At 72.9% G+C, this 19,909-nt stretch carries 16 protein-coding genes; 12 read left to right on the forward strand and 4 right to left on the reverse strand.

Annotation, left to right across the window (positions count from 1 at the left end; all coding sequences use genetic code 11):
- The first annotated feature begins 118 nt into the window (after positions 1 to 118).
- The 4 genes from ACA511_RS07440 to ACA511_RS07455 all read left to right on the forward strand — a co-directional run bounded on the left by ACA511_RS07440 (position 119) and on the right by ACA511_RS07455 (position 5,196).
- Positions 119 to 2,746 carry a phosphoenolpyruvate carboxylase gene (locus ACA511_RS07440; protein ID WP_375024697.1) on the forward strand — a complete coding sequence of 876 codons (2,628 nt, stop codon included), beginning with the start codon at positions 119 to 121 and terminating at the stop codon, positions 2,744 to 2,746.
- 56 nt (positions 2,747 to 2,802) lie between these two features.
- Entirely contained in the window at positions 2,803 to 3,138 is a 336-nt protein-coding gene (locus ACA511_RS07445; RefSeq protein WP_375023307.1) for a YciI family protein, read from the forward strand.
- On the forward strand, positions 3,135 to 4,349 hold the full coding sequence (locus ACA511_RS07450; protein ID WP_375023308.1) for an RNA polymerase sigma factor: 1,215 nt from the start codon (positions 3,135 to 3,137) through the stop codon (positions 4,347 to 4,349). Before ACA511_RS07445 ends, ACA511_RS07450 begins: the two co-directional genes overlap by 4 nt.
- Before the next feature lie 88 nt (positions 4,350 to 4,437).
- Positions 4,438 to 5,196, forward strand: coding sequence for a DUF899 family protein (locus ACA511_RS07455; protein ID WP_375023309.1), 759 nt, complete (start codon positions 4,438 to 4,440; stop codon positions 5,194 to 5,196).
- A gap of 29 nt (positions 5,197 to 5,225) precedes the next feature.
- Here the strand turns inward: ACA511_RS07455 and ACA511_RS07460 are convergent, their stop codons facing one another.
- Positions 5,226 to 5,999, reverse strand: a complete 774-nt coding sequence (locus tag ACA511_RS07460; protein ID WP_375023310.1) for an enoyl-CoA hydratase/isomerase family protein — start codon at positions 5,997 to 5,999, stop codon at positions 5,226 to 5,228.
- A gap of 72 nt (positions 6,000 to 6,071) precedes the next feature.
- On the opposite strand from ACA511_RS07460, the gene ACA511_RS07465 reads away from it, so the two are divergent.
- Together ACA511_RS07465 and ACA511_RS07470 are read left to right on the forward strand one after the other, a co-directional pair.
- Positions 6,072 to 6,938, forward strand: coding sequence for a biotin--[acetyl-CoA-carboxylase] ligase (locus tag ACA511_RS07465; RefSeq protein ID WP_375024698.1), 867 nt, complete (start codon positions 6,072 to 6,074; stop codon positions 6,936 to 6,938).
- Between the two features lie 123 nt (positions 6,939 to 7,061).
- On the forward strand, positions 7,062 to 8,093 hold the full coding sequence (locus ACA511_RS07470; RefSeq protein ID WP_375023311.1) for an adenylate/guanylate cyclase domain-containing protein: 1,032 nt from the start codon (positions 7,062 to 7,064) through the stop codon (positions 8,091 to 8,093).
- Here the strand turns inward: ACA511_RS07470 and bfr are convergent, their stop codons facing one another.
- Both bfr and ACA511_RS07480 read right to left on the reverse strand, forming a co-directional pair.
- Positions 8,094 to 8,591: a bacterioferritin gene (gene bfr / locus ACA511_RS07475; RefSeq protein ID WP_375023312.1), complete on the reverse strand. Its 498-nt coding sequence runs from the start codon at positions 8,589 to 8,591 to the stop codon at positions 8,094 to 8,096. It lies immediately after the preceding gene.
- Positions 8,592 to 8,691: 100 nt separating this feature from the next.
- Complete coding sequence (locus ACA511_RS07480; RefSeq protein ID WP_375023313.1) at positions 8,692 to 9,003, reverse strand: bacterioferritin-associated ferredoxin; 312 nt, start codon at positions 9,001 to 9,003, stop codon at positions 8,692 to 8,694.
- Positions 9,004 to 9,239: 236 nt separating this feature from the next.
- Here ACA511_RS07480 and glgX point away from each other — a divergent pair, with 236 nt between their 5' ends.
- The 5 genes from glgX to ACA511_RS07505 all read left to right on the forward strand — a co-directional run bounded on the left by glgX (position 9,240) and on the right by ACA511_RS07505 (position 17,828).
- Entirely contained in the window at positions 9,240 to 11,477 is a 2,238-nt protein-coding gene (gene glgX, locus ACA511_RS07485; RefSeq protein WP_375023314.1) for a glycogen debranching protein GlgX, read from the forward strand.
- A gap of 11 nt (positions 11,478 to 11,488) precedes the next feature.
- The gene (gene treY / locus ACA511_RS07490) at positions 11,489 to 13,864 is read left to right on the forward strand and encodes a malto-oligosyltrehalose synthase (RefSeq protein ID WP_375023315.1); all 2,376 of its coding nucleotides are present in this window, start codon (positions 11,489 to 11,491) and stop codon (positions 13,862 to 13,864) included.
- A complete protein-coding gene (gene treZ / locus ACA511_RS07495; RefSeq protein ID WP_375023316.1) occupies positions 13,861 to 15,645 on the forward strand; it encodes a malto-oligosyltrehalose trehalohydrolase in 1,785 nt (594 codons plus the stop codon). Before treY ends, treZ begins: the two co-directional genes overlap by 4 nt.
- Before the next feature lie 140 nt (positions 15,646 to 15,785).
- On the forward strand, positions 15,786 to 16,457 hold the full coding sequence (locus ACA511_RS07500; RefSeq protein ID WP_026402549.1) for a response regulator transcription factor: 672 nt from the start codon (positions 15,786 to 15,788) through the stop codon (positions 16,455 to 16,457).
- 99 nt (positions 16,458 to 16,556) lie between these two features.
- A complete protein-coding gene (locus tag ACA511_RS07505) occupies positions 16,557 to 17,828 on the forward strand; it encodes an ATP-binding protein (protein WP_375023317.1) in 1,272 nt (423 codons plus the stop codon).
- Positions 17,829 to 17,915: 87 nt separating this feature from the next.
- Here ACA511_RS07505 and ACA511_RS07510 read toward each other — a convergent pair whose 3' ends face one another.
- Positions 17,916 to 18,482 carry a GtrA family protein gene (locus tag ACA511_RS07510; RefSeq protein ID WP_375023318.1) on the reverse strand — a complete coding sequence of 189 codons (567 nt, stop codon included), beginning with the start codon at positions 18,480 to 18,482 and terminating at the stop codon, positions 17,916 to 17,918.
- A 221-nt stretch (positions 18,483 to 18,703) separates the two neighbouring features.
- Between ACA511_RS07510 and ACA511_RS07515 the strand changes: the two genes are divergently transcribed.
- A complete protein-coding gene (locus tag ACA511_RS07515; protein WP_375023319.1) occupies positions 18,704 to 19,894 on the forward strand; it encodes a 5-(carboxyamino)imidazole ribonucleotide synthase in 1,191 nt (396 codons plus the stop codon).
- The last annotated feature ends 15 nt before the right edge of the window (positions 19,895 to 19,909 follow it).

Genomic DNA, 19,909 nt, shown 5'->3' on the forward strand with positions numbered 1-19,909 from the left:
CCGGCCGCTGATCCGGGGGGTGCGGCCGGGTGCCGGTGACCGGGACGAAGGCCGTCGCGGGCCCGCTCGTTAGGCTTGTCGGGTGGCTACGAAGACGCGAGACACCTTTCGGCAGGACATGCCCGAACCGCTGCGCCGCGACGTCCGGCTGCTGGGCGCCATGCTCGGCGACGGCCTCGTGGAGTACGGCGGCAAAGGGCTGCTGGACGACGTCGAGCGGCTCCGCCACGCGGTGATCGCGGCCCGCCGCGGCGAGACGGGCATCGAGGAGGTCGCCGCCCTCGTCGACGGCTGGACGCTGGAGCGCGCCGGGCAGGTCGCCCGCGCCTTCACCGTCTACTTCCACCTGACGAACCTCGCCGAGGAGCACCACCGCATCCGCACGCTGCGGGAGCGCGACACCGGCGGCACCGTGCCCGGCTCCGCCGCCGCCGCGATCGAGCAGATCCGCGCGTCCGGCGACGGCCGCCTCGACGGGATCATCGACGGGCTGGAGTTCCGGCCCGTCTTCACCGCGCACCCGACCGAGGCGCGCCGCCGCGCCGTCGTCACCGCCATCCAGCGGATCAGCGACCTGCTGACCCGGCTGAACGACGCGCCGGGCGCGTCCGAGCGGGAGGAGACCGAGCGCAGGCTCCGCGAGGAGATCGACCTCCTCTGGCGGACGGCGCTGCGCCGCGGCGCCCAGATGGACCCGCTGGACGAGGTCCGCACCGCGATGGCCGCGTTCGACGAGACGATCTTCCGGGTCGTCCCGCACATCTACCGGACCCTCGACCGGGCGCTGGAGGGCGGCGACGGCGAGGGCACCGGGACCCGCCCGCCGAAGGCCCGCCCCTACCTGCGGTTCGGCAGCTGGATCGGCGGCGACCGCGACGGCAACCCGTACGTGACCGCGCAGGTCACCCGGGACGCCGTCATGATCCAGGCGGAGCACGTCCTGCGCGCGCTGGAGAACGCGTGCGCCCGGATCGGCCGCGAGCTGACCGTCCACGAGACCACCACGCCCGCGTCCGCCGGGCTGCTGAACGTCCTCGCCGCCGCGCGCACCGCGCACCCGAAGCTGATCGCCGAGATCGGCAAGCGCTCGCCCGGCGAGCCGCACCGCCTGGTCCTGCTGCACGCCGCCGCCCGCATCGCCGCGACCCGCGAGCGGGACGCCGACCTCGCCTACGCGTCCCCGGACGAGCTGCTCGCCGACCTGCGCGCCGTCCAGGACTCCCTCGCCGCCGCGGGCGCCGCCCGGCAGGCGTACGGGCGCGTCCAGCACCTGATCTGGCAGGTCGAGACGTTCGGCTTCCACCTCGCCGAGCTGGAGATCCGCCAGCACTCCGAGCTGCACGAGCGGGCCCTGGCCGAGCTCGGCGGCGAGCGCGCCGCCGGTGAGGGGACGACTCCCCGGCAACCGCGTAGTGAGATGACGGACGAGATCCTGGAGACGCTCCGGGTCGTCGCCTGGATCCAGGGGCGGTTCGGCGTCCGCGCCTGCCACCGCTACGTCGTCTCCTTCACCCGCTCCGCCGAGGACATCGCCAACGTGCACGCCCTCGCCGAGTCCCTCGGCGACGGCGCGCCCGTCCTGGACGTCGTCCCGCTGTTCGAGACCGGCGAGGACCTGGAGCGCGCCCCGTCCGTCCTGGACGGGATGCTGGAGATCCCCGCCGTCCGGCGCCGCCTGGACGAGACCGGCCGCCGCCTGGAGGTCATGCTCGGCTACAGCGACTCCGCCAAGCAGCTCGGCCCGACCAGCGCGACCCTCCGCCTCTACGACACCCAGGAGGCCCTGGCCGCCTGGGCCGCCCGCCACGACGTCAAGCTGACGATGTTCCACGGGCGCGGCGGCTCGCTCGGCCGCGGCGGCGGCCCCGCCAACCGCGCCATCCTCGCCCAGGCGCCCGGCTCCGTCGCGGGCCGCTTCAAGGTCACCGAGCAGGGCGAGGTCATCTTCGCCCGCTACGGCCACCGCGAGATCGCCCGCCGGCACGTCGAGCAGGTCACCAGCGCCGTCCTGCTGGCCTCGACCGACCCCGTCCAGGACCGCGCCCGCGCGGCCGCCGCCCGCTACCGGCCGCTCGCCGACAAGATCAGCGATGCCGCCAGGTCGGCGTTCCGCGGCCTGATCGAGACCGCGGACTTCGCCGTCTGGTTCGCCCGGGTCAGCCCGCTCGAAGAGATCGCCGAGCTGCGCATCGGCTCCCGCCCGGCGCGCCGCAAGGCCGCCCGCGGCCTGGAGGACCTGCGCGCCATCCCGTGGGTGTTCGCCTGGACGCAGACCCGCGTCAACCTCCCCGGCTGGTACGGCCTCGGCAGCGGCCTCGCCGCCGTCTCCGCCGACGGCGCCGACCTCGCCGAGCTCCGCGAGGCCTACGAGGCGTGGCCGCTGTTCAACACGCTGCTCGACAACGCCGAGATGAGCCTCGCCAAGTCCGACCGCGCGATCGCCGAACGGTACCTGGCCCTGGGGGAGCGTCCCGAGCTCTCCGAGACCGTCCTGGCGGAGTACGACCGCACCCGCCGGCTCGTCCTGGCGGTCACCGGGCACGAGCGCCTCCTGGAGAACCGCCGCGTCCTGTCCCGCGCGGTCGAACTCCGCAACCCCTACGTGGACGCCCTCTCCCACCTGCAACTGCGGGCGCTGAAGGTCCTGAGGGCGGGCGTGGAGAGCGAGGACGAACGGGCCCACCTGGAAGACCTGCTCCTCCTCTCCGTCAACGGGGTGGCCGCGGGCCTCCAGAACACGGGGTGACGGGGGCCGCGGCGTCGGCCACGCGGCCGAGCCGCCCGCGTAGCAGAATCGGGAGCATGAAGTACGCGCTGCTGATCTGCGATGACGAGTCGGTCTCGCCGTCCAACGAGGAGCTTGCGGCCGATCCGGGGCACCGGGCCTGGTCGGACGACCTGGAGCGGCGGGGCGCCGAGATCTACGGCGCCCGGCTGCGGCCGGTGGCGGACGCGACCACGGTCCGGGTCCGGGACGGCGAGACCCTCGTCTCGGACGGTCCGTTCGCCGAGACCAAGGACTTCGTCGGCGGCTTCCTGATCGTCGAGTGCGCGGACCTGGACGAGGCGCTCCAGATCGCCGCCGGCCATCCCTACGCGCGGTGGGGCGGCGTCGAGGTCCGCCCCCTCTGGGAATGACGGCGCCGGAGGAGGTCGGGGCCGCGGTCGATCTCGCGTACCGGGACGAATGGGGCCAGGTCGTCGCGACCCTGATCGGCATGACCGGGGACTGGGACCTCGCCGAGGACTGCGCCCAGGACGCCTTCGCCGCCGCGCTGGCGAGCTGGCCGCGCGACGGCGTCCCGCGCCGGCCGGGCGCGTGGCTCACGACGGCGGCGCGCAACCGGGCGCTCGACCGGCTGCGCCGGGACGCAGCCGGAGCCGCCAAGCTGCGCGAACTCGCCGTGCGGGGCGGCGACCCCGGCGCGCCGGAGCAGGACGTCCCGGACGAGCGCCTCCGGCTGATCTTCACGTGCTGCCATCCGGCGCTGCCGTTCCCGGCCCGCGTCGCGCTGACCCTGCGCACGCTGGCCGGGCTGAGCACCGCCGAGATCGCCCGCGCGCTGCTGACCGCCGAGCCCGCGATGGCCCAGCGCCTCGTCCGGGCGAAGCGCAAGATCCAGGAGGCCGGGATCCCGTACCGGGTCCCGCCCGCCGAGCTGCTCCCGGAGCGGCTCGGCGCCGTCCTCGCGGTGCTCTACCTGATCTTCAACCAGGGCTACGACGAGCAGGACTCGCAGCGGGGCCTGACGGCCGAGGCCATCCGGCTCGCCCGGGTGCTCGTCCGGCTGATGCCGGCCGAACCGGAACCGCGCGGGCTCCTCGCGCTCATGCTGCTCCACGAGTCCCGCCGCGCGACCCGCATCGAGGACGGCGTGCTGGTCACCCTGGAGAACCAGGACCGCTCCCGGTGGGACCGGGCGCTGATCGCCGAGGGCGTCGCCACGCTCGACCGGGCGCTGGCCAAGCGCAGTGCGGGGCCCTACCAGCTGCAGGCCGCCATCGCCGCCTGCCACGCCACCGCGCCCGGCGCGGCGAGCACGGACTGGCCGCAGATCGCGTCCCTCTACGGCGAGCTGGCGCGGCTGGCGCCGTCCCCGGTCGTGGACCTCAACCGCGCCGTGGCGGCCGCGATGGCCGACGGCGTCCCGGCCGGGCTCGCCCTGGTCGACGAGCTCGCCGCGTCCGGGCGCCTGGCCGGATACCACCTGCTGCCCGCGACCCGCGCCGACCTCCTCCGCCGGGACGGCCGCACGGCCGAGGCCAAGGCGGCCTACGAGGAGGCGATGGAGCTGGCGCCGACCGAGGCCGACCGCCGCTACCTGGCCGGACGTCTCCGCGAACTCTGATCCAGAAGTTTCTGCCCGGCGATGTCGATCCGGGGCGGGTTCCCTTCGTCGGTGGGGTGACAGTCAACCGGAGGGAAGGGAAGCCCCCATGAACACCGATACGACGCAGCCGATGCCCGACGTCGTCGACCGGGCCGCGTTCCAGGCCGAACTGGACGTCCTGCGGGTCCGCGAGAAGGCGCACACCCGCGAGGGCGACGCGATCGCGGCGGCCCGGCGCCGCCTGCCCATGGTGGAGGTCGACGCCGCCGCGCCGCTCATCGGCCCGGACGGCCCGGTCACGCTGCTGGACGCCTTCGAGGGCCGCCGCCAGCTGATCGCCTACTACATGATGTGGCACACCGGCCACTCCGCCGCGGAGCAGTGCGACGGCTGCACGTACTACAACGGACAGGTCCGCGAGCTGTCCACCCTGCACGCGGCGGGCATCACCTACGCGACGTTCTGCCAGGGCCCGTACGAGGCGAGCGTCCGGTACCGCGACTTCATGGGCTGGACCATGCCCTGGTACTCCGCCGCGGACTCCGCCGAGACCCTGCTGACCGGACGCACGGCGGGCATGTTCCACCTCGTCTGCTACCTGCGGGACGGCGACCGGGTGTTCGAGACCTACTGGACGAACGGCCGCGGCGTCGAGGCGATCGACATCGCCTACTCGCTGATGGACATGACCGTGTACGGCCGCCAGGAGGACTGGGAGGACTCGCCCGCCGGCTGGCCGCGCACCGGATCGGTCAACAACGGCTTCTTCCGCACCGGCGGGCGCCCCACCGCCCAATGGCGCCGCCTGGAGGCCGGGCACTCCGACGACCTCGGCGCCACCGAACGGCGCACACCGGCCCTCTAGACGCACGGTCCTCTAGCCGCACCGGTCGTCTAAGCGCCCCAGTCGGGCTTGCGCTTCTCGGCGAAGGCGGCGATGCCCTCGCGGCGGTCCGGGGAGAGGGCGGCGATGCGCCAGGCGTTCTCCTCCAGGTCGAGACCGGCGTCCAAGGAGACGCCGGCGCCCTGGCGGAGGGCGCGCTTGGCGGCGCGGACGGCGATCGGGGAGTTCTGGGCGATCACGCCCGCGAGGGCGAGGGCCTCCTCGCGGGCGGCGCCCGCCGGGACCCTGCGGTCGGCGAGGCCGTAGGCGAGGGCCTCGTCGACGCCGAGGCGGCGGCCGGTGAAGACCAGGTCGGCGGCCTTGCCGGGGCCGAGGCGGCGCAGGGCGAGCTGCGTTCCGCCGCCGCCCGGGACGAGGCCGACGCTCACCTCGGGGAGGCCGAACACGGCCGTCTCGTCCGCGACGATCAGGTCGGCGGACAGGGCGAACTCGCAGCCGCCGCCGAGCGCGTAGCCGTGCACGGCGGCGACGACCGGCTGCGGCAGGTTCAGCACGCCGCCGAACGCGGCGCGGAAGACCGGCCGCTGCGCGATGATCTCGTCGTCGGTCATCGCGTTGCGTTCCTTGAGGTCCGCGCCGACGCAGAACGCCTTCTCGCCGGCCGCGCCCAGCACCACCGCGCGGACGGCGGCGTCCGCCGCGACCTCGCGGCACACGTCCGCGAGGCGCCGGGCCATCGCGGTCGACAGGGCGTTGAGGGCCTCGGGCCGGTCCAGCACGATCTCCGCGACATGTCCGTCGCGCCGCAGCGTCACACCATCCATAGCCGCACCCTAACGACCGGCGGGCGGCTTCCCCGGCGGCCGCCCCCAAGATCGGGACGGTCATCGGGTTGGATAGAGGTCGTGGACTCAGCTTATGGGGATCTGGACCGGCCGCCGCTGCACGAGGGGGCGCTGCGGCGGGCGCTCGTCCGGGAGGGCGGGCTGTGGCGGGAGGTCCGGGTCGTGGACGAGACCGGCTCCACCAACGCCGACCTCGCGGCGCGCGCGCGGGAGGGCGCCCCGGAGGGGACGGTGCTCGTCACCGAGCTGCAAACGGCCGGCCGGGGCAGGCAGGGCCGGACGTGGACGGCGCCGCCGCGGTCCGGGCTGGCGTTCTCGATGCTGCTGCGGCCCGCGGTGCCGGTGCCGCGGCTGGGATGGGCGTCGCTGCTGACGGGCGTCGCCGTCGCCATGGCCGTCCGGAGGATGACCGCGTGGTCGCAGACGGGCGACCGGTTCCTCGGGGACGCCGCCGACGTCGCCGTGGACGCCCGGCTCAAATGGCCGAACGACGTCCTCGTCGGGGACCGGAAACTGGCCGGGATCCTCGCCGAGAAGATCGAGGACGGCCTCGTGATCGGGGTGGGGCTGAACGTCGGGCTGCGGACCGAGGAGCTGCCGGTGCCGACCGCGACGTCGCTGGCGATCGAGGGCGCGCCGCTGAGCGACCGGGCGCCGCTGCTGCGCGCGATCCTGCGCGAGTTCGCGACCTGGTACCGGGAGTGGACGGCGCTGGACGGTGATCCGGAGACCAGCGGGCTCCGTACCGCCTACCGGGACCTGTGCACGACGCTCGGACGCGAGGTCAGGGTGGAGATGCCCGGCGGCGAGCGGCTGACCGGGACGGCGCGGGACGTGGACGGGGCGGGGCGCCTGGTGGTCGAGGGACGGGGCGGGGACAGCGCGGTCAGCGCCGGCGACGTGGTGCACGTCCGGTGAACCGGGAACGACGATCCGCCGTCCGGACGTTGCACCGGTTGCTGATCTGCGACGATATGTCCGGACAGCGAGTTATGACGCCGCTGCCAGGGCCCATGGCGGCGGCGGACTGAGGGGCGGGAGATGGCGGCCGGATTGCCCGATCCGAAGGAGATCGAGGAACTTCTCCTCGGCGGCGAACTGCGGTACACCCGCGTCCAGGCCGTCCAGTTGTCCGGGGTCTCCCGCGACTTCGCCGGCCGGATCTGGCGGGCGTTCGGCTACCCGTCCATGCCGGACGAGACGATCGCCTACACCGAGGGCGACGTGTCGGCGCTGGAGCGGCTCCGCCGGCTCGTCGACGACGGGATCCTGGACGAGGACGGGGTGATCCGCCTCGTCCGGGCGTTCGGGCAGACGATGACGCGGCTCGCCGAATGGCAGGTCAACCTGCTGCGCAGCATGCTCGCCCAGGACCCGCACGACATGCCGTCCGCCGAGGCGGTCGACACGGTCGTGGACATCGCGGAGAAGCACATCGGCGAGTTCGAGCCGCTGGTCGTGCACGCCTGGCGGCGGCAGCTCGCCGCGGCCGGGACGCGGGCGCTCGCGGCGGCGGCGACCCGCGAGAACGGCGACCCGGCGGGCCGGCCGATGACCACCGTCGGGTTCGCCGACATGGTGTCGTTCACGCAGGTCAGCCGGGAGCTTGAGGAGATCGAGCTCGCCCGGGTGGTGGAGTGGTTCGAGGAGACCGCCGCCGACATCATCGCCTCCTGCGGCGGCCGGCTGGTGAAGACGCTCGGCGACGAGGTCCTGTTCAGCGCGGAGACGCCGGAGGTCGGCGCGGAGATCGCGCTGACGGTGGCGGCGGCCATCCAGGACGAGACCGAGGTCCCGGACGTGCGGGTCGGCGTCGCGCACGGGCCGGTCCTGCCGCTGATGGGCGACGTGTTCGGCACGACCGTGAACCTCGCCGCCCGGCTCACCTCGCTGGCCCGGCCCGGCTCCGTCGTGATCGACAGCGAGCTGGCGGCACGGCTGGAGCCGGACCCCGCCTACGAGGTGACCCGGATCGTGCGGCGTCCCGTCCGCGGCCTCGGCATCGTCCAGCCGTTCGTGCTGCGCCGCAAGACCGGGCGGGAGCAGGGGCCCGCCGAACCGGTCCGGGAGTGATCAGAGGACGCTGGGGCCGTCCTCGCCGGGAGAGTCGGTGAGGCGCTGCAGGTAGTTCTGCTCGCCGAGCGCCTCCACGAGACTGAGCTCGGTCTCCAGGTAGTCGATGTGCTCCTCCTCGTCGGCGAGGATGTACTCGAAGAGGCGTGCGGAGGTGATGTCGCCGCGCGAGCGCATCAGCTCGATGCCCGGACGGAGCCTGGCCACGGCCTCCATCTCGACCTCGAGGTCGGCCCTGAGCTGCTCGAAGATGGTCTGCCCGATCCGCAGCGTCCCGAGCTTCTGGTAGTTCGGCAGCCCCTCCAGGAACAGGATCCGGTTGGTGAGCCGCTCGGCGTGCCGCATCTCGTCGAACGACTCGTCGCGGGTGTGCTTGGCGATGCGGGTGAAACCCCAGTTCTCCTGCATCTTGGAGTGCAGGAAGTACTGGTTGATCGCCGTGAGTTCCGCGGTGAGCTGCTCGTTCAGCAGCGCGATGATGTCTCTGTCGCCTTCCATGGGCTCCATGCTCGCATGGCGGCCGGGTTGGGGACAGCACTAACCCCCGCACGGCGCGTGTCCGACTCGCGGGCGGGGCCCGTGCGGGGCTGCGGAGATCTCAGGCGGCGGTCGGTGACGCGGCTCCCTCGGCGGTGGTCTCGGCGGGCGTCCCCGGCGCGGGCCGCACCGGCCCGGCGACGGGGGACGGATCGGGGACCGCGGTCAGCGCGAGGGGGCCGCCGGTCAGGGCGTCCGCCAGCTCGCCGGCCGTCCGGTACTGGCTGACCATGGTGGAGATGCGCTTCGTGCACATGCCGCAGCCGGGCTTGAAGCCGCATGCGGACTTGACGGCCTTGGCGGTCGAGCAACCGCTCGCCATGCAGCCGTGGACGTCATCCTCGGTGATGGCGTTGCAGATGCAGACGTACATGCCGGTAGGAGACCTTCCGTGCGGCTGATGCTGGCTCGGTGCCCGGCCTCGGGCACTTAGGGCGCCCTTAATGAGGTAAGGCTCCCCTAAGGTAGCTCAGGTATGTCCGTTCTGGCCAGTGGGCTCCCAATCGGTGTGATCCACCCCTCAGGGGGAAGGGCTTCCGGCGTCCGCTCCGGGTCCCGCGCCGCAGTCGTCGCGCAGGGCCCGTCGCGGCGTGACGGGAGGACGGGACAGTGGCACAGGTCTGGCCGGGCGACGCGTACCCCCTCGGGGCCCGGTTCGACGGCGCGGGAACGAACTTCGCCGTCTTCTCCGAGGCGGCCGAGCGGGTGGAGCTGTGCCTCTTCGACGGACCGGCGGGCGACGGCGCGGAGACGCGGCTCCCGCTCCCGGAGGTGGACGCGTTCGTCTGGCACGGCTACCTGCCGGGCGTGATGCCGGGCCGGCGGTACGGCTACCGGGTGCACGGGCCGTACGAGCCGCGGCGCGGGCCGCGCTGCAATCCGGCGAAGCTGCTCCTCGACCCGTACGCGCAGGCCGTCGAGGGCGCGGTCGACTGGGACGAGTCGTGCTTCGGCTACGACTTCGGCGACCCCTGGTCGCGCAACGACGCCGACTCGGCGGGCCACACGATGCGGTCGGTGGTCGTCAGCCCGTACTTCGACTGGGGGGACGACCGCCCGCCGCGCATCCCGTACCACGAGACGGTGATCTACGAGGCGCACGTCAAGGGCCTCACCGCCCGGCACCCGGAGATCCCGCCGGCGCTGCGCGGCACCTACGCGGGCCTCGCCCACCCGGTGATCACCGATCATCTGCGCTCGATCGGGGTGACGGCGGTGGAGCTGATGCCCGTCCACCAGTTCGTCCACGACGACGCGCTGACGAGCCGCGGCCTGCGCAACTACTGGGGCTACAACACGATCGGGTTCTTCGCGCCGCACAACGAGTACTCCTCGTCCGGGCAGGGGGGCGAGCAGGTCCTGGAGTTCAAGGCCATGGTGAAGGCGCTGCACGAGGCGGGCATGGAGGTGATCCTGGACGTCGTCTACAACCACACCGCCGAGGGCAACCACCTCGGGCCGACGCTGTCGTTCCGGGGCATCGACAACGCCTCGTACTACCGGCTCGCCGACGACGACCCGCGCTACTACACGGACACGACGGGCACCGGCAACAGCCTGCTGATGCGCAGCCCGCACGTGCTGCAACTGATCATGGATTCGCTGCGGTACTGGGTGACGGAGATGCACGTGGACGGGTTCCGCTTCGACCTCGCGGCGACCCTGGCCCGCGAGCTGCACGCGGTGGACCGGCTGTCGGCGTTCTTCGACCTCGTCCAGCAGGACCCGGTCGTCTCCCAGGTGAAGCTGATCGCCGAGCCGTGGGACATCGGCGAGGGCGGCTACCAGGTCGGCAACTTCCCCCCGCTGTGGACGGAGTGGAACGGCAAGTACCGCGACGCGACGCGCGACTACTGGCGCGGGCAGCCGGGCTCGATGCCCGACTTCGCGTCCCGGCTGACGGGCTCGTCCGACCTGTACGCCGACGACGGCCGCCGCCCCATCGCCTCGATCAACTTCGTGACCTGCCACGACGGGTTCACCCTGCACGACCTCGTCTCCTACGACGGCAAGCACAACGAGGCGAACGGGGAGAACAACCGGGACGGGACCGACGACAACCGGTCGTGGAACTCCGGCCACGAGGGCCCGACCGACGACCTCGACATCGTCGCGCTCCGCGAACGGCAGAAACGCAACTTCCTGACCACGCTGTTCCTGTCGCAGGGCGTGCCGATGCTGTCCCACGGCGACGAGATGGGCCGCACCCAGAACGGCAACAACAACGCCTACTGCCAGGACGGCGAGCTCTCGTGGGTCGATTGGACGGGCCTGCGCGACGATGCGCGCCTGCCCCGGCGGGCCGGTCCCGCCGACTCCGCCGACTCGGCCGACCGCAGCTTCGACGAGCGCGGCTTCATGCTGGACTTCGTCCGGCGGCTGTCGGCCCTGCGCACCGAGCACCCGGTGTTCCGGCGGCGCCGGTTCTTCCTCGGCGACCAGCGGACGAAGCGCGCCCGCAAGGCCGCGCGGCGGATGGGCGAGGCGGACGCGGAGTCCGCCGAGCTGCCGGACCTGGTCTGGTTCACGCCCGGCGGGCAGGAGATGGCCGACAAGGACTGGTCCGCCGGGTTCAACAAGTCGCTGAACGTGTTCCTGAACGGCGACGCGATCGGCGAACCCGACCGGCGGGGGCGGCAGGTCCGGGACGACTCGTTCCTGCTGCTGTTCAACGCGCACGACGGGGACCTGCCGTTCACGCTGCCGCCCGCCGTGTACGGACAGATGTGGATCAAGGTGCTCGACACCGCCGACCCGCTGCTCGCCGAGGAGGAGTCGCCCGTCGTGAAGGCCCGCGAGAACGTCCCGGTGGGCGCCCGCTCGATCCAGGTCCTGCGCCGGGTCTGAGGACGCGCCCCATGCACGCCGACATGCACGCCGACATGACCGCCGAACCCGTCGAACCCGTCGAACCCGCCGCCGAGGAACCGCTCCCCGCCGACCCCCCAGAGGACACCGTGTCCGAGGATCACAGCACCGAGAAGAACCTGGCCGAAGAGATCGTCCCCGCCGAGGACGCCGCCGCCGCGCCCCCGACCGGCACCTACCGCCTCCAGCTCCGCGGGACGCCCGAGGAGCGCTTCGGCTTCGCCGAGGCCGCCGCGCTCGCCCCCTACCTGGCGTCCCTCGGCGTGTCCCACGTCTACCTGTCGCCGGTCCTGCGGGCCGCGCCCGGATCGACGCACGGCTACGACGTCGTCGACCACTCCCGGCTCTCGGACGAGCTGGGCGGGCCGGAGGCGTTCGGCGCCATGGCGACCCGGTTCCGCGCGCACGGACTGCGGGTGCTGGTCGACGTCGTCCCGAACCACATGGCGTTCCCGGAGCCGCACGCGCTGAACCTGCCGCTGTCCCGCGTCCTGGAGGACGGGCCGGGCTCGCCGTTCGCGAAGTGGTTCGACGTCGACTGGGACGCGGGCGGCGGCCGGATCGTCCTGCCCGGGGAGGGCGAGCCCAACTACCGGAGGTTCTTCGACATATCCGGCCTGATCGGGTTGCGGCAGGAGGATCCGGAGGTCTTCCGGCGCACGCACGGGCTGCTGCTGGGCCTGATCGAGCAGGGCCTCGTGGACGGCCTGCGCGTCGACCATCCGGACGGCCTCGCCGATCCGCGCGGCTACCTGCGGCGGCTGGCGGAGGCCGCGCCGGACCGCTGGCTGCTCGTCGAGAAGATCACCGAGGGCGCGGAGCGGCTGCCGCCGGACTGGTCCTGCGCGGGCACCACCGGCTACGACTCGCTCGGCGTGATCGGCGGGCTGTTCGTGGATCCGGCGGGGGAGAAGCCGCTCACCGACTACTACGTGGCGCTGACGGGCGGACCGGCCGGGTTCGAGGAGGTCGAGCACGACGGCCGTCTGTACGCGGCCACGCACGGACTCAAACCGGAGATCGACCGGCTCTTGCGCGTCCTCCACCGGGTCGTGGGCGAACGCCGTCCGGGCCTGGAGCGGGCCCTGGTGGAGCTGCTCGTCGCCATGCCCGTGTACCGCGCCTACGTCGTGCCGGGAGAGGACGCGCCACAGCAGGCCGTGGACATCTTGAGCGAGGCCGCCGACCGTGCGAGCGCTCACCTGCCGGAGGACCTGCACGGCGACCTGGAGACCGTCGTAGACCTCGCCCTGGGACGCGGTGAGCGCACCGATGCCGAGTTCATCGTCCGGTTCCAGCAGACGTCGGCGCCGCTCGCGGCCAAGGGCGTGGAGGACACGGCGTTCTACCGGTGGAACCGTATGGCCGCGCTGAACGAGGTGGGCGGCGACCCAGGGCGGTTCTCCGTCAGCCCAGAGGACTTCCACGCGCACTGCATACGGCTCGCGCGCGACTGGCCGCTGACGATGACGACGCTGTCCACGCACGACACCAAGCGCGAGGAGGACGTACGGGCCTGGCTCACCGTGCTGGCAGAACTCCCAGGCGAGTGGACGGAAGCGGTCGAACGCTGGCGGACATGGGGTCCTGCCACGTCGCCCTTGGAGCCGGACCTCGAATACCTGCTCTGGCAGACCCTCGTCGGCGCATGGCCGATCACCCGCGGCCGCCTGGAGGAGTTCCTCACCAAGGCGATGCGCGAGGCCAAGACCCGCACGTCCTGGACCGACCAGGACGCCGACTACGAGGAGGCCGTCCTCGCCTACGCCCGGGACGTCCTGTCCGACGCCGACCTCATCACCGACATGACGTCCTTCGTCGGGAAGCTGGCCCCCTACGCGCGCGTCAACACGCTGGGGCAGAAACTCGTCCAGTTGGCGATGCCGGGCGTCCCGGACGTCTACCAGGGCTGCGAGCTGACCGGCCTGGCGCTGGTCGACCCCGACAACCGGCGCCCGGTCGACTACGGGCGGCGCCGCGAGCACCTCACCCGGCTCGACACCGGCCGCCGGCCGAAGGAGGTCGACGACGAGAAGCTGCTGGTCACCTCGCGGGCGCTGCGGCTGCGCCGGGCGCATCCCGAATGGTTCGGGCCCGGTTCCCGGCATGAGCCCGTCGCGGCGCGCGGGCCGGCCGCCGGGCACCTGGTCGGGTTCGCCCGGGGCGGCGCGGTGGCGCTCGCCACCCGGCTGCCCGTGGGGCTGGAGCGCCGCGGCGGCTGGGCCGGCACGAGGGTGGACGTCCGCGACCAGGGCTGGCGGGACGTCCTGACCGGCTGCACGCACATGGGCCCGATCCTGGACGCGGGCCGCGTCTTCGAGCATCTGCCCGTCGCGCTGCTCGTCCCCAGGGAGATCGATAGGTGAGCGACCGGTTCACGGTGTGGGCGCCGGCGGTCGGGCGCGTCGAGGTCGTGGCCGCCGGCGCGAGGCACCCCATGCGGGCGCGGCCCTCCGGCTGGTGGGAGGCCCGCGTCCCGGGCGCGGGCCACGGGACGGACTACGGCTTCGTCCTGGACGGCGCCGGCGAGGTCCTGCCCGACCCGCGCTCGCCGTGGCAGCCCGAGGGCGTGCACGGCCAGAGCCGTGTCTACGACCACGGACGCTTCGCCTGGACGGACCAGCACTGGCACGGCCGTCCGCTCCCCGGCAGCGTCCTGTACGAGATGCACGTGGGCACGTTCACGCCGGAAGGGACGTTCGACGCGGCGGCCGCACGCCTCGACCATCTGGTGGCGCTCGGGATAGACGCGGTGGAACTGCTGCCCGTCGCGTCCTTCCCCGGGCGGCACGGGTGGGGGTACGACGGCGTCCACCTCTGGGCGCCGCACGAGCCGTACGGCGGTCCCGACGGGCTGAAGCGATTCGTGGACGCCGCCCACGCGCGCGGCCTGGCCGTCATTCTGGACGTGGTCTACAACCACCTGGGCCCGGACGGGAATTGCCTGAAGAGCTTCGGCCCGTACTTCACCAGCGCCCACGCAACGCCCTGGGGCGACGCGGTGAACTTCGACCAGGAAGGGGCGGACGAGGTCCGCGCGTTCGTCGTGCAGAACGCGCTGATGTGGCTGCGCGACTACCACTTCGACGGGTTGCGGATCGACGCCGTCCACGCCATCACCGACCACGGCGCCGTGCACATCCTCGAAGAGATGGGACGTGCGGTGGCCGCGGAATCCGCCCACCTCGGGCGCGGCCTCTTCCTCATCGCCGAATCGGACCTCAACGACCCGCGCCTGGTGACGTCCAGAGAGGCCGGAGGATATGGCCTGGACGCGCAGTGGAGTGACGACTTCCACCACGCTCTGCACGCGGCCCTCACCGGTGAACGGCAGGGCTACTACTGCGACTTCGGTTCCCTGGAAACGCTGAAGAAGGCCCTTACCAAAGTCTTCGTCCACGACGGGACCATGTCCGCCTACCGGGGGCGGCGCCACGGTCGTCCGGTGAACGTCCGGGAAACACCCGCACACCGTTTCCTCGGCTTTCTGCAGAACCACGACCAAGTCGGCAACAGGGCGTCGGGCGACCGCATGGGCACCCTCTTGCCGTCCCCAGGCATGCTCAAAGTGGGCGCGGCACTGCTCCTGCTCGCGCCGTTCACGCCGATGCTCTTCATGGGCGAGGAGTGGGGCGCGTCCACCCCGTGGTGCTATTTCACCGACCATCAGGACGCGGAGCTGGCCCGCGCGGTCAGCGAGGGACGCCGGCGGGAGTTCGCGCGGCACGGCTGGACGGGCGGGGTGCCCGATCCACAGGCTGTGGAAACCTTTCGCCGATCCGTCCTCGACTGGACCGAACTCGACGACCCGCACCACGCTGACCTGCTCGAATGGCATCGCGCCCTGATCTCGCTGCGGCGGGCCACGCCCGAGCTGAACGACCCCGGGCTGACCGCCGTGCGCGTCGAGACGGACGAGAAGGAGGCGCGCTGGCTGGTGATGCGGCGCGGCGGCGTCCACGTGGCGACGAACCTCGGCGGCGTCCCCGTCGTCCTCCCGGTCGCCCTCCCGGCGGGGCCGGACGGCGGGCGTCCGCGCCTGCTGCTCGCGTCGGATCCGGCAATTCACCTCCAGGCCGACGACCTCGGCGATTCCGGAAGGGTCGCGCTGGAGCTGCCGGCCGCCTCCGTCGGGGTTTTTCGCTGACCCCCGCGCACGCGTAATGCGACCTAAACCCGGGTACTGACGGATATGTCGTGTTCGCGGATGTACTACGAGTTGCAAACCGCAGGTCAAGAGCGCGGAGGCAGCCCGGTAATGGTCAAGAATGGTCATACGATCGGTTCATGACCTCAGTACTGCTCGCCGAGGACGACACGTCCATCTCCGAGCCTCTCGCCCGCGCGCTGCGTCGCGAGGGGTACACCGTCGAAGTAAGCCCGGACGGCCCGCAGGCGCTGGAGCGGGCGCTCGGCGGCGGTGTGGACCTGATCGTCCTCGATCTCGGGCTTCCCGAGCTGGACGGCCTCGAGGTGGCCCGCAGGGTGCGGGCCGAGGGGCACGGCGTGCCCATCCTGATCCTGACCGCGCGGGCCGACGAGGTCGACACCGTCGTCGGGCTGGACGCGGGCGCCGACGACTACGTGACCAAGCCGTTCCGGCTGGCCGAGCTGCTCGCGCGGGTGCGGGCACTGCTGCGCCGGGGCAGCACCGAGACCCCGATCGTCCAGGGGGTGCGGATCGACGCCGAGTCGCGCCGCGCCTGGATGGGCGAGCAGGAGCTCCAGCTGACCACCAAGGAGTTCGACCTGCTGCGCGTCCTCGTCCGCGACGCCGGCAAGGTCGTGACCCGCGAACAGATCATGCGCGAGGTGTGGGACACCAACTGGTGGGGTTCCACGAAGACCCTCGACATGCACATTTCCTGGCTGCGCCGCAAGCTCGGCGACGACGCCGGCAGCCCCCGCTACATCACGACGGTGCGGGGCGTCGGCTTCCGGTTCGAGCGCGGCGACTAGCACCGGCCGCCGCGGCCGTGCGGGACGACCGGGGGCCTTCCCGAGAGGCGCCCCGGCGTGTGCCGTGCGGTCCGCGGCCCCACCCTCGAAGGAGCCCTGATGAGGCGCCGACTCCTCCTGTCGACGCTCGCGGTGGCGGTGGTCGCGATCCTCCTGCTCGGCATACCCCTCGCTTACGCCGCACACAAGCTCGTCTACGAGGAGGCCGGCCGGTCGCTCGACCGGGAGGCGTCCTCCATCGCCGGCAGCGTCGGCTACAGCCTCGAGAAGCCGCAGCCCGTCACCGGTGCGGTCATCGCCCGCGAGTACCCCGGCCGGCACGTCTCCGTCACGCTGCCGGACGGCCGCACCCTCACCGCCGGGCCGCCGCGCCGCGGCCGCGTCCTCAGCGCGACCGCCACGCACGGCGCGATCCGGGTGCGGGTGTCGCGCCCGGCGTCGGAGGTCCGCGACGCCGCGCTGCGGCTGATCATGCTGATCGCGGCCCTGGCGCTGCTCGGCGTCGCCGTCACCGTCGGCCTCGCGATGGTGCAGGCCCGCAGGTTCATGCTGCCGCTCCGCGAGCTCGCCGAGACCGCCGACCGGCTGGGCAGCGGCAACGCCCGGCCGCGCCCCCGCCGCTACGGCATCCCGGAGATCGACGACATCGCGGTCGTGCTCGACCGCAGCGCCGTCCGCATCACCGACCTGGTGGTCGCCGGCCGCCAGTTCGCCACCGACGCCAGCCACCAGCTCCGCACGCCGCTGACCGCGCTGTCCATGCGGCTGGAGGAGATGATCGACGCGGCCGACTACCCCGACGTCGTCCGCGAGGAGGGCGCCGCCGCCGTCGCGCAGACCGAGCGCCTCGTCGCGGTCGTCGAGCAGCTCCTGGCCCGCGCCCGGCACGACCCGACCGGCGGCGCCGTCGCGTCCCCGATCGACGAGGTCATCACGCAGCAGGTCAAGGAGTGGCGGCCCAGCTTCCGCAAGGCCGGCCGGGACGTCCGCATCACCGGCGAGCAGGGCCTCGTCGGCCTGACCAACCCCGAGGGCCTGTCCCAGATCGTCGCCACCCTGCTGGAGAACTCGCTCACGCACGGCGCCGGCAGCGTCACCATCCACACCAAGCAGGGCGCCGGCTCGGTGGTCGTGGAGATCGGCGACGAGGGCGCCGGAATCCCGCCCGAACTCGAACCCCGGATCTTCGACCGCAGCGTCAGCGGCGCCCACGGCACCGGCCTCGGCCTCTATCTGGCCCGCTCCCTGGCCGTCGTGGACGGCGGCCGCCTGGAACTCCTCCAGTCCCGCCCGGCCGTCTTCGGCGTCTTCCTCCGCGAAGCCGCCGAAGCCCGCCTGGCCAGCGAACGCGTGGTGATGGGCCCCGCCTAGAACGACCGACGCCCGTCGCGACGCGACCCGGCGGGGACGGGCGGGGACGGGCGAGGACGGGCGAGGACGGGCGAGGACGGGCGGGGCTCAGATCTCGGCGTAGTCCTCGGCGGCGTGGGCGTCCAGGGAGTGGCCCAGGCGGGAGGGGTGGACGTCCGCGCGGTGGACGCCCGGCGCGTCCGGGGCCTCGGGGAGGCCGGAGGCGGGGTCGACGCTCGGGGCGCTCGACGGCAGGAACACCCACTTCTTGTACGACCAGAAGCGGAACAGCGTCGCCACGCCGGTGCCGATGACCAGCGCGATGTTGTAGAAGACGGCGCCGTCCAGCCCGAGGACGTAGTGCGAGAAGCCGATGAACAGCTCGGTGATCACCAGCCCGACGCCGTTCAGCGCGAAGAACAGGACGTACTCGCGGCCGAGGCCGGTGCGGTCGCGGTGGCGGAACGTCCAGTAGCGGTTCGCCAGGTACGAGAACGTCGTCGCGATGATCGTCGCGACGCCGTTGGACGTCAGCGGGCCCACATCGAGCCCGGTGTGCAGGCCGTTTCCGATCGCGACCGTGATGACGAACGCGATCGCGCCCACACTGCCGAACTTGGCGAGTTCCTGCACGAGGTGCGCGAACCGCCGGTGGAGTTTGGCGACCAGGCTCACGAAGGGGAACCGTCCTTCCGACTTCGTCTGTACGCCACGGCCGACGGCGCGGCGGCTGATGTGGGGGCACCACGAGGATAGACGCCCGTAGCCGCGGGGACGTCGGAACATGAACGTTTCACGCTCTGCGTCCGTTCCCTGCCCATTGGCGAGATCCCCACACACGTTCGACGCCGGGGCCGCGGGATTCGTTCGGCGCGGGCGGCCGATAGCCTGCTGGGGTGACTGTTCCAGCTCAGCATGGCCCCCGGCCGGGCGAGCCCCCCGTGGTCGGCATGGCGGGCGGCGGGCAGCTGGCCCGGATGACCCAGCAGGCCGCGATCGCGCTCGGCGTGTCGCTGCGCGTCCTCGCCGGGGCGCCGGACGAGTCGGCGGCCAAGGTCGTGTCCGACGTGCGGGTGGGGGACGACCGGTCCCGCGACGATCTGCTGGCGTTCGGCAAGGGCTGCGACGTGGTGACGTTCGACCACGAGCACGTCCCGGGCCCGCACATCGAGGAGCTGGAGGCGTCGGGCGTCCCGTGCCGGCCGGGCGCGGCGGCCCTCGCCCACGCCCAGGACAAGCTGGTCATGCGGGAACGGCTCAGCGCCCTCGGCGTCCCGTGCCCCGCGTACGCGCACGTGCCGGCGTCCGAGCCGGCGGCGTTCCTGGCGGGCTTCGCCCGCGAGCACGGCTGGCCGCTGGTCCTCAAGGCCACCCGCGGCGGCTACGACGGCAAGGGCGTGTGGCTCGTCGGCGAGCCGTCCGGCCAGGTGGAGCGGCTGCTCGCGGAGGGCGTCGACCTGATGGTCGAGCGGCACGTCCCGTTCCGGCGGGAGCTGGCCGCGCTCGTCGCCCGCTCCCCGTACGGGCAGGGCGCCGCGTACCCGATCGTGGAGACCGTCCAGGAGGGCGGGATCTGCACCGAGGTGATCGCCCCCGCGCCCGGCCTCCCGAAGGACCTGGCCGCCGAGGCGCAGAGCCTCGCGCTGCGCGTCGCGGACGAGCTGGGCGTCGTCGGGCTCCTCGCGGTCGAGCTGTTCGAGACCGGGGACGGGCTGCTCGTGAACGAGCTGGCGATGCGCCCGCACAACTCCGGGCACTGGACGATCGAGGGCTCCCGCACGTCGCAGTTCGAGCAGCACCTGCGGGCCGTCCTCGACCTGCCGCTCGGCTCCACCGAACCCACCGCCCCGTACACGGTCATGGCCAACGTGCTCGGCGGCGACGACCCGGACGTCTACTCCCGCTACTTCCACGTGATGGCGCACGACCCGGCCGTCAAGGTGCACCTGTACGGCAAGGAGTCGCGCCCGGGACGCAAGATCGGCCATGTGACCGCGCTCGGCGCCGACCTCGCCGACGTCCGCGAACGGGCCCGGCACGCCGCCGACTACCTGCGGTGGGGGACGAAGATGGGGGACCACCAGTGACGGATCCGGTCGTCG

It is taken from the genome of Actinomadura sp. GTD37 (assembly GCF_041951365.1).
Classification (GTDB): domain Bacteria; phylum Actinomycetota; class Actinomycetes; order Streptosporangiales; family Streptosporangiaceae; genus Spirillospora.

Excerpts from the sequence above, each read along its gene's own strand:
- ACA511_RS07470 (WP_375023311.1), top strand. The coding sequence starts at position 7,062 with ATGGCGGCCGGATTGCCCGATCCGAAGGAGATCGAGGAACTTCTCCTC.
- ACA511_RS07445 (WP_375023307.1), top strand. The coding sequence starts at position 2,803 with ATGAAGTACGCGCTGCTGATCTGCGATGACGAGTCGGTCTCGCCGTCC.
- ACA511_RS07450 (WP_375023308.1), top strand. The coding sequence starts at position 3,135 with ATGACGGCGCCGGAGGAGGTCGGGGCCGCGGTCGATCTCGCGTACCGG.
- bfr (WP_375023312.1), bottom strand. The coding sequence starts at position 8,591 with ATGGAAGGCGACAGAGACATCATCGCGCTGCTGAACGAGCAGCTCACC.
- ACA511_RS07505 (WP_375023317.1), top strand. The coding sequence starts at position 16,557 with ATGAGGCGCCGACTCCTCCTGTCGACGCTCGCGGTGGCGGTGGTCGCG.
- ACA511_RS07440 (WP_375024697.1), top strand. The coding sequence starts at position 119 with ATGCCCGAACCGCTGCGCCGCGACGTCCGGCTGCTGGGCGCCATGCTC.
- treY (WP_375023315.1), top strand. The coding sequence starts at position 11,489 with ATGCACGCCGACATGCACGCCGACATGACCGCCGAACCCGTCGAACCC.
- ACA511_RS07460 (WP_375023310.1), bottom strand. The coding sequence starts at position 5,999 with ATGGATGGTGTGACGCTGCGGCGCGACGGACATGTCGCGGAGATCGTG.
- ACA511_RS07455 (WP_375023309.1), top strand. The coding sequence starts at position 4,438 with ATGAACACCGATACGACGCAGCCGATGCCCGACGTCGTCGACCGGGCC.
- ACA511_RS07480 (WP_375023313.1), bottom strand. The coding sequence starts at position 9,003 with ATGTACGTCTGCATCTGCAACGCCATCACCGAGGATGACGTCCACGGC.
- ACA511_RS07500 (WP_026402549.1), top strand. The coding sequence starts at position 15,786 with ATGACCTCAGTACTGCTCGCCGAGGACGACACGTCCATCTCCGAGCCT.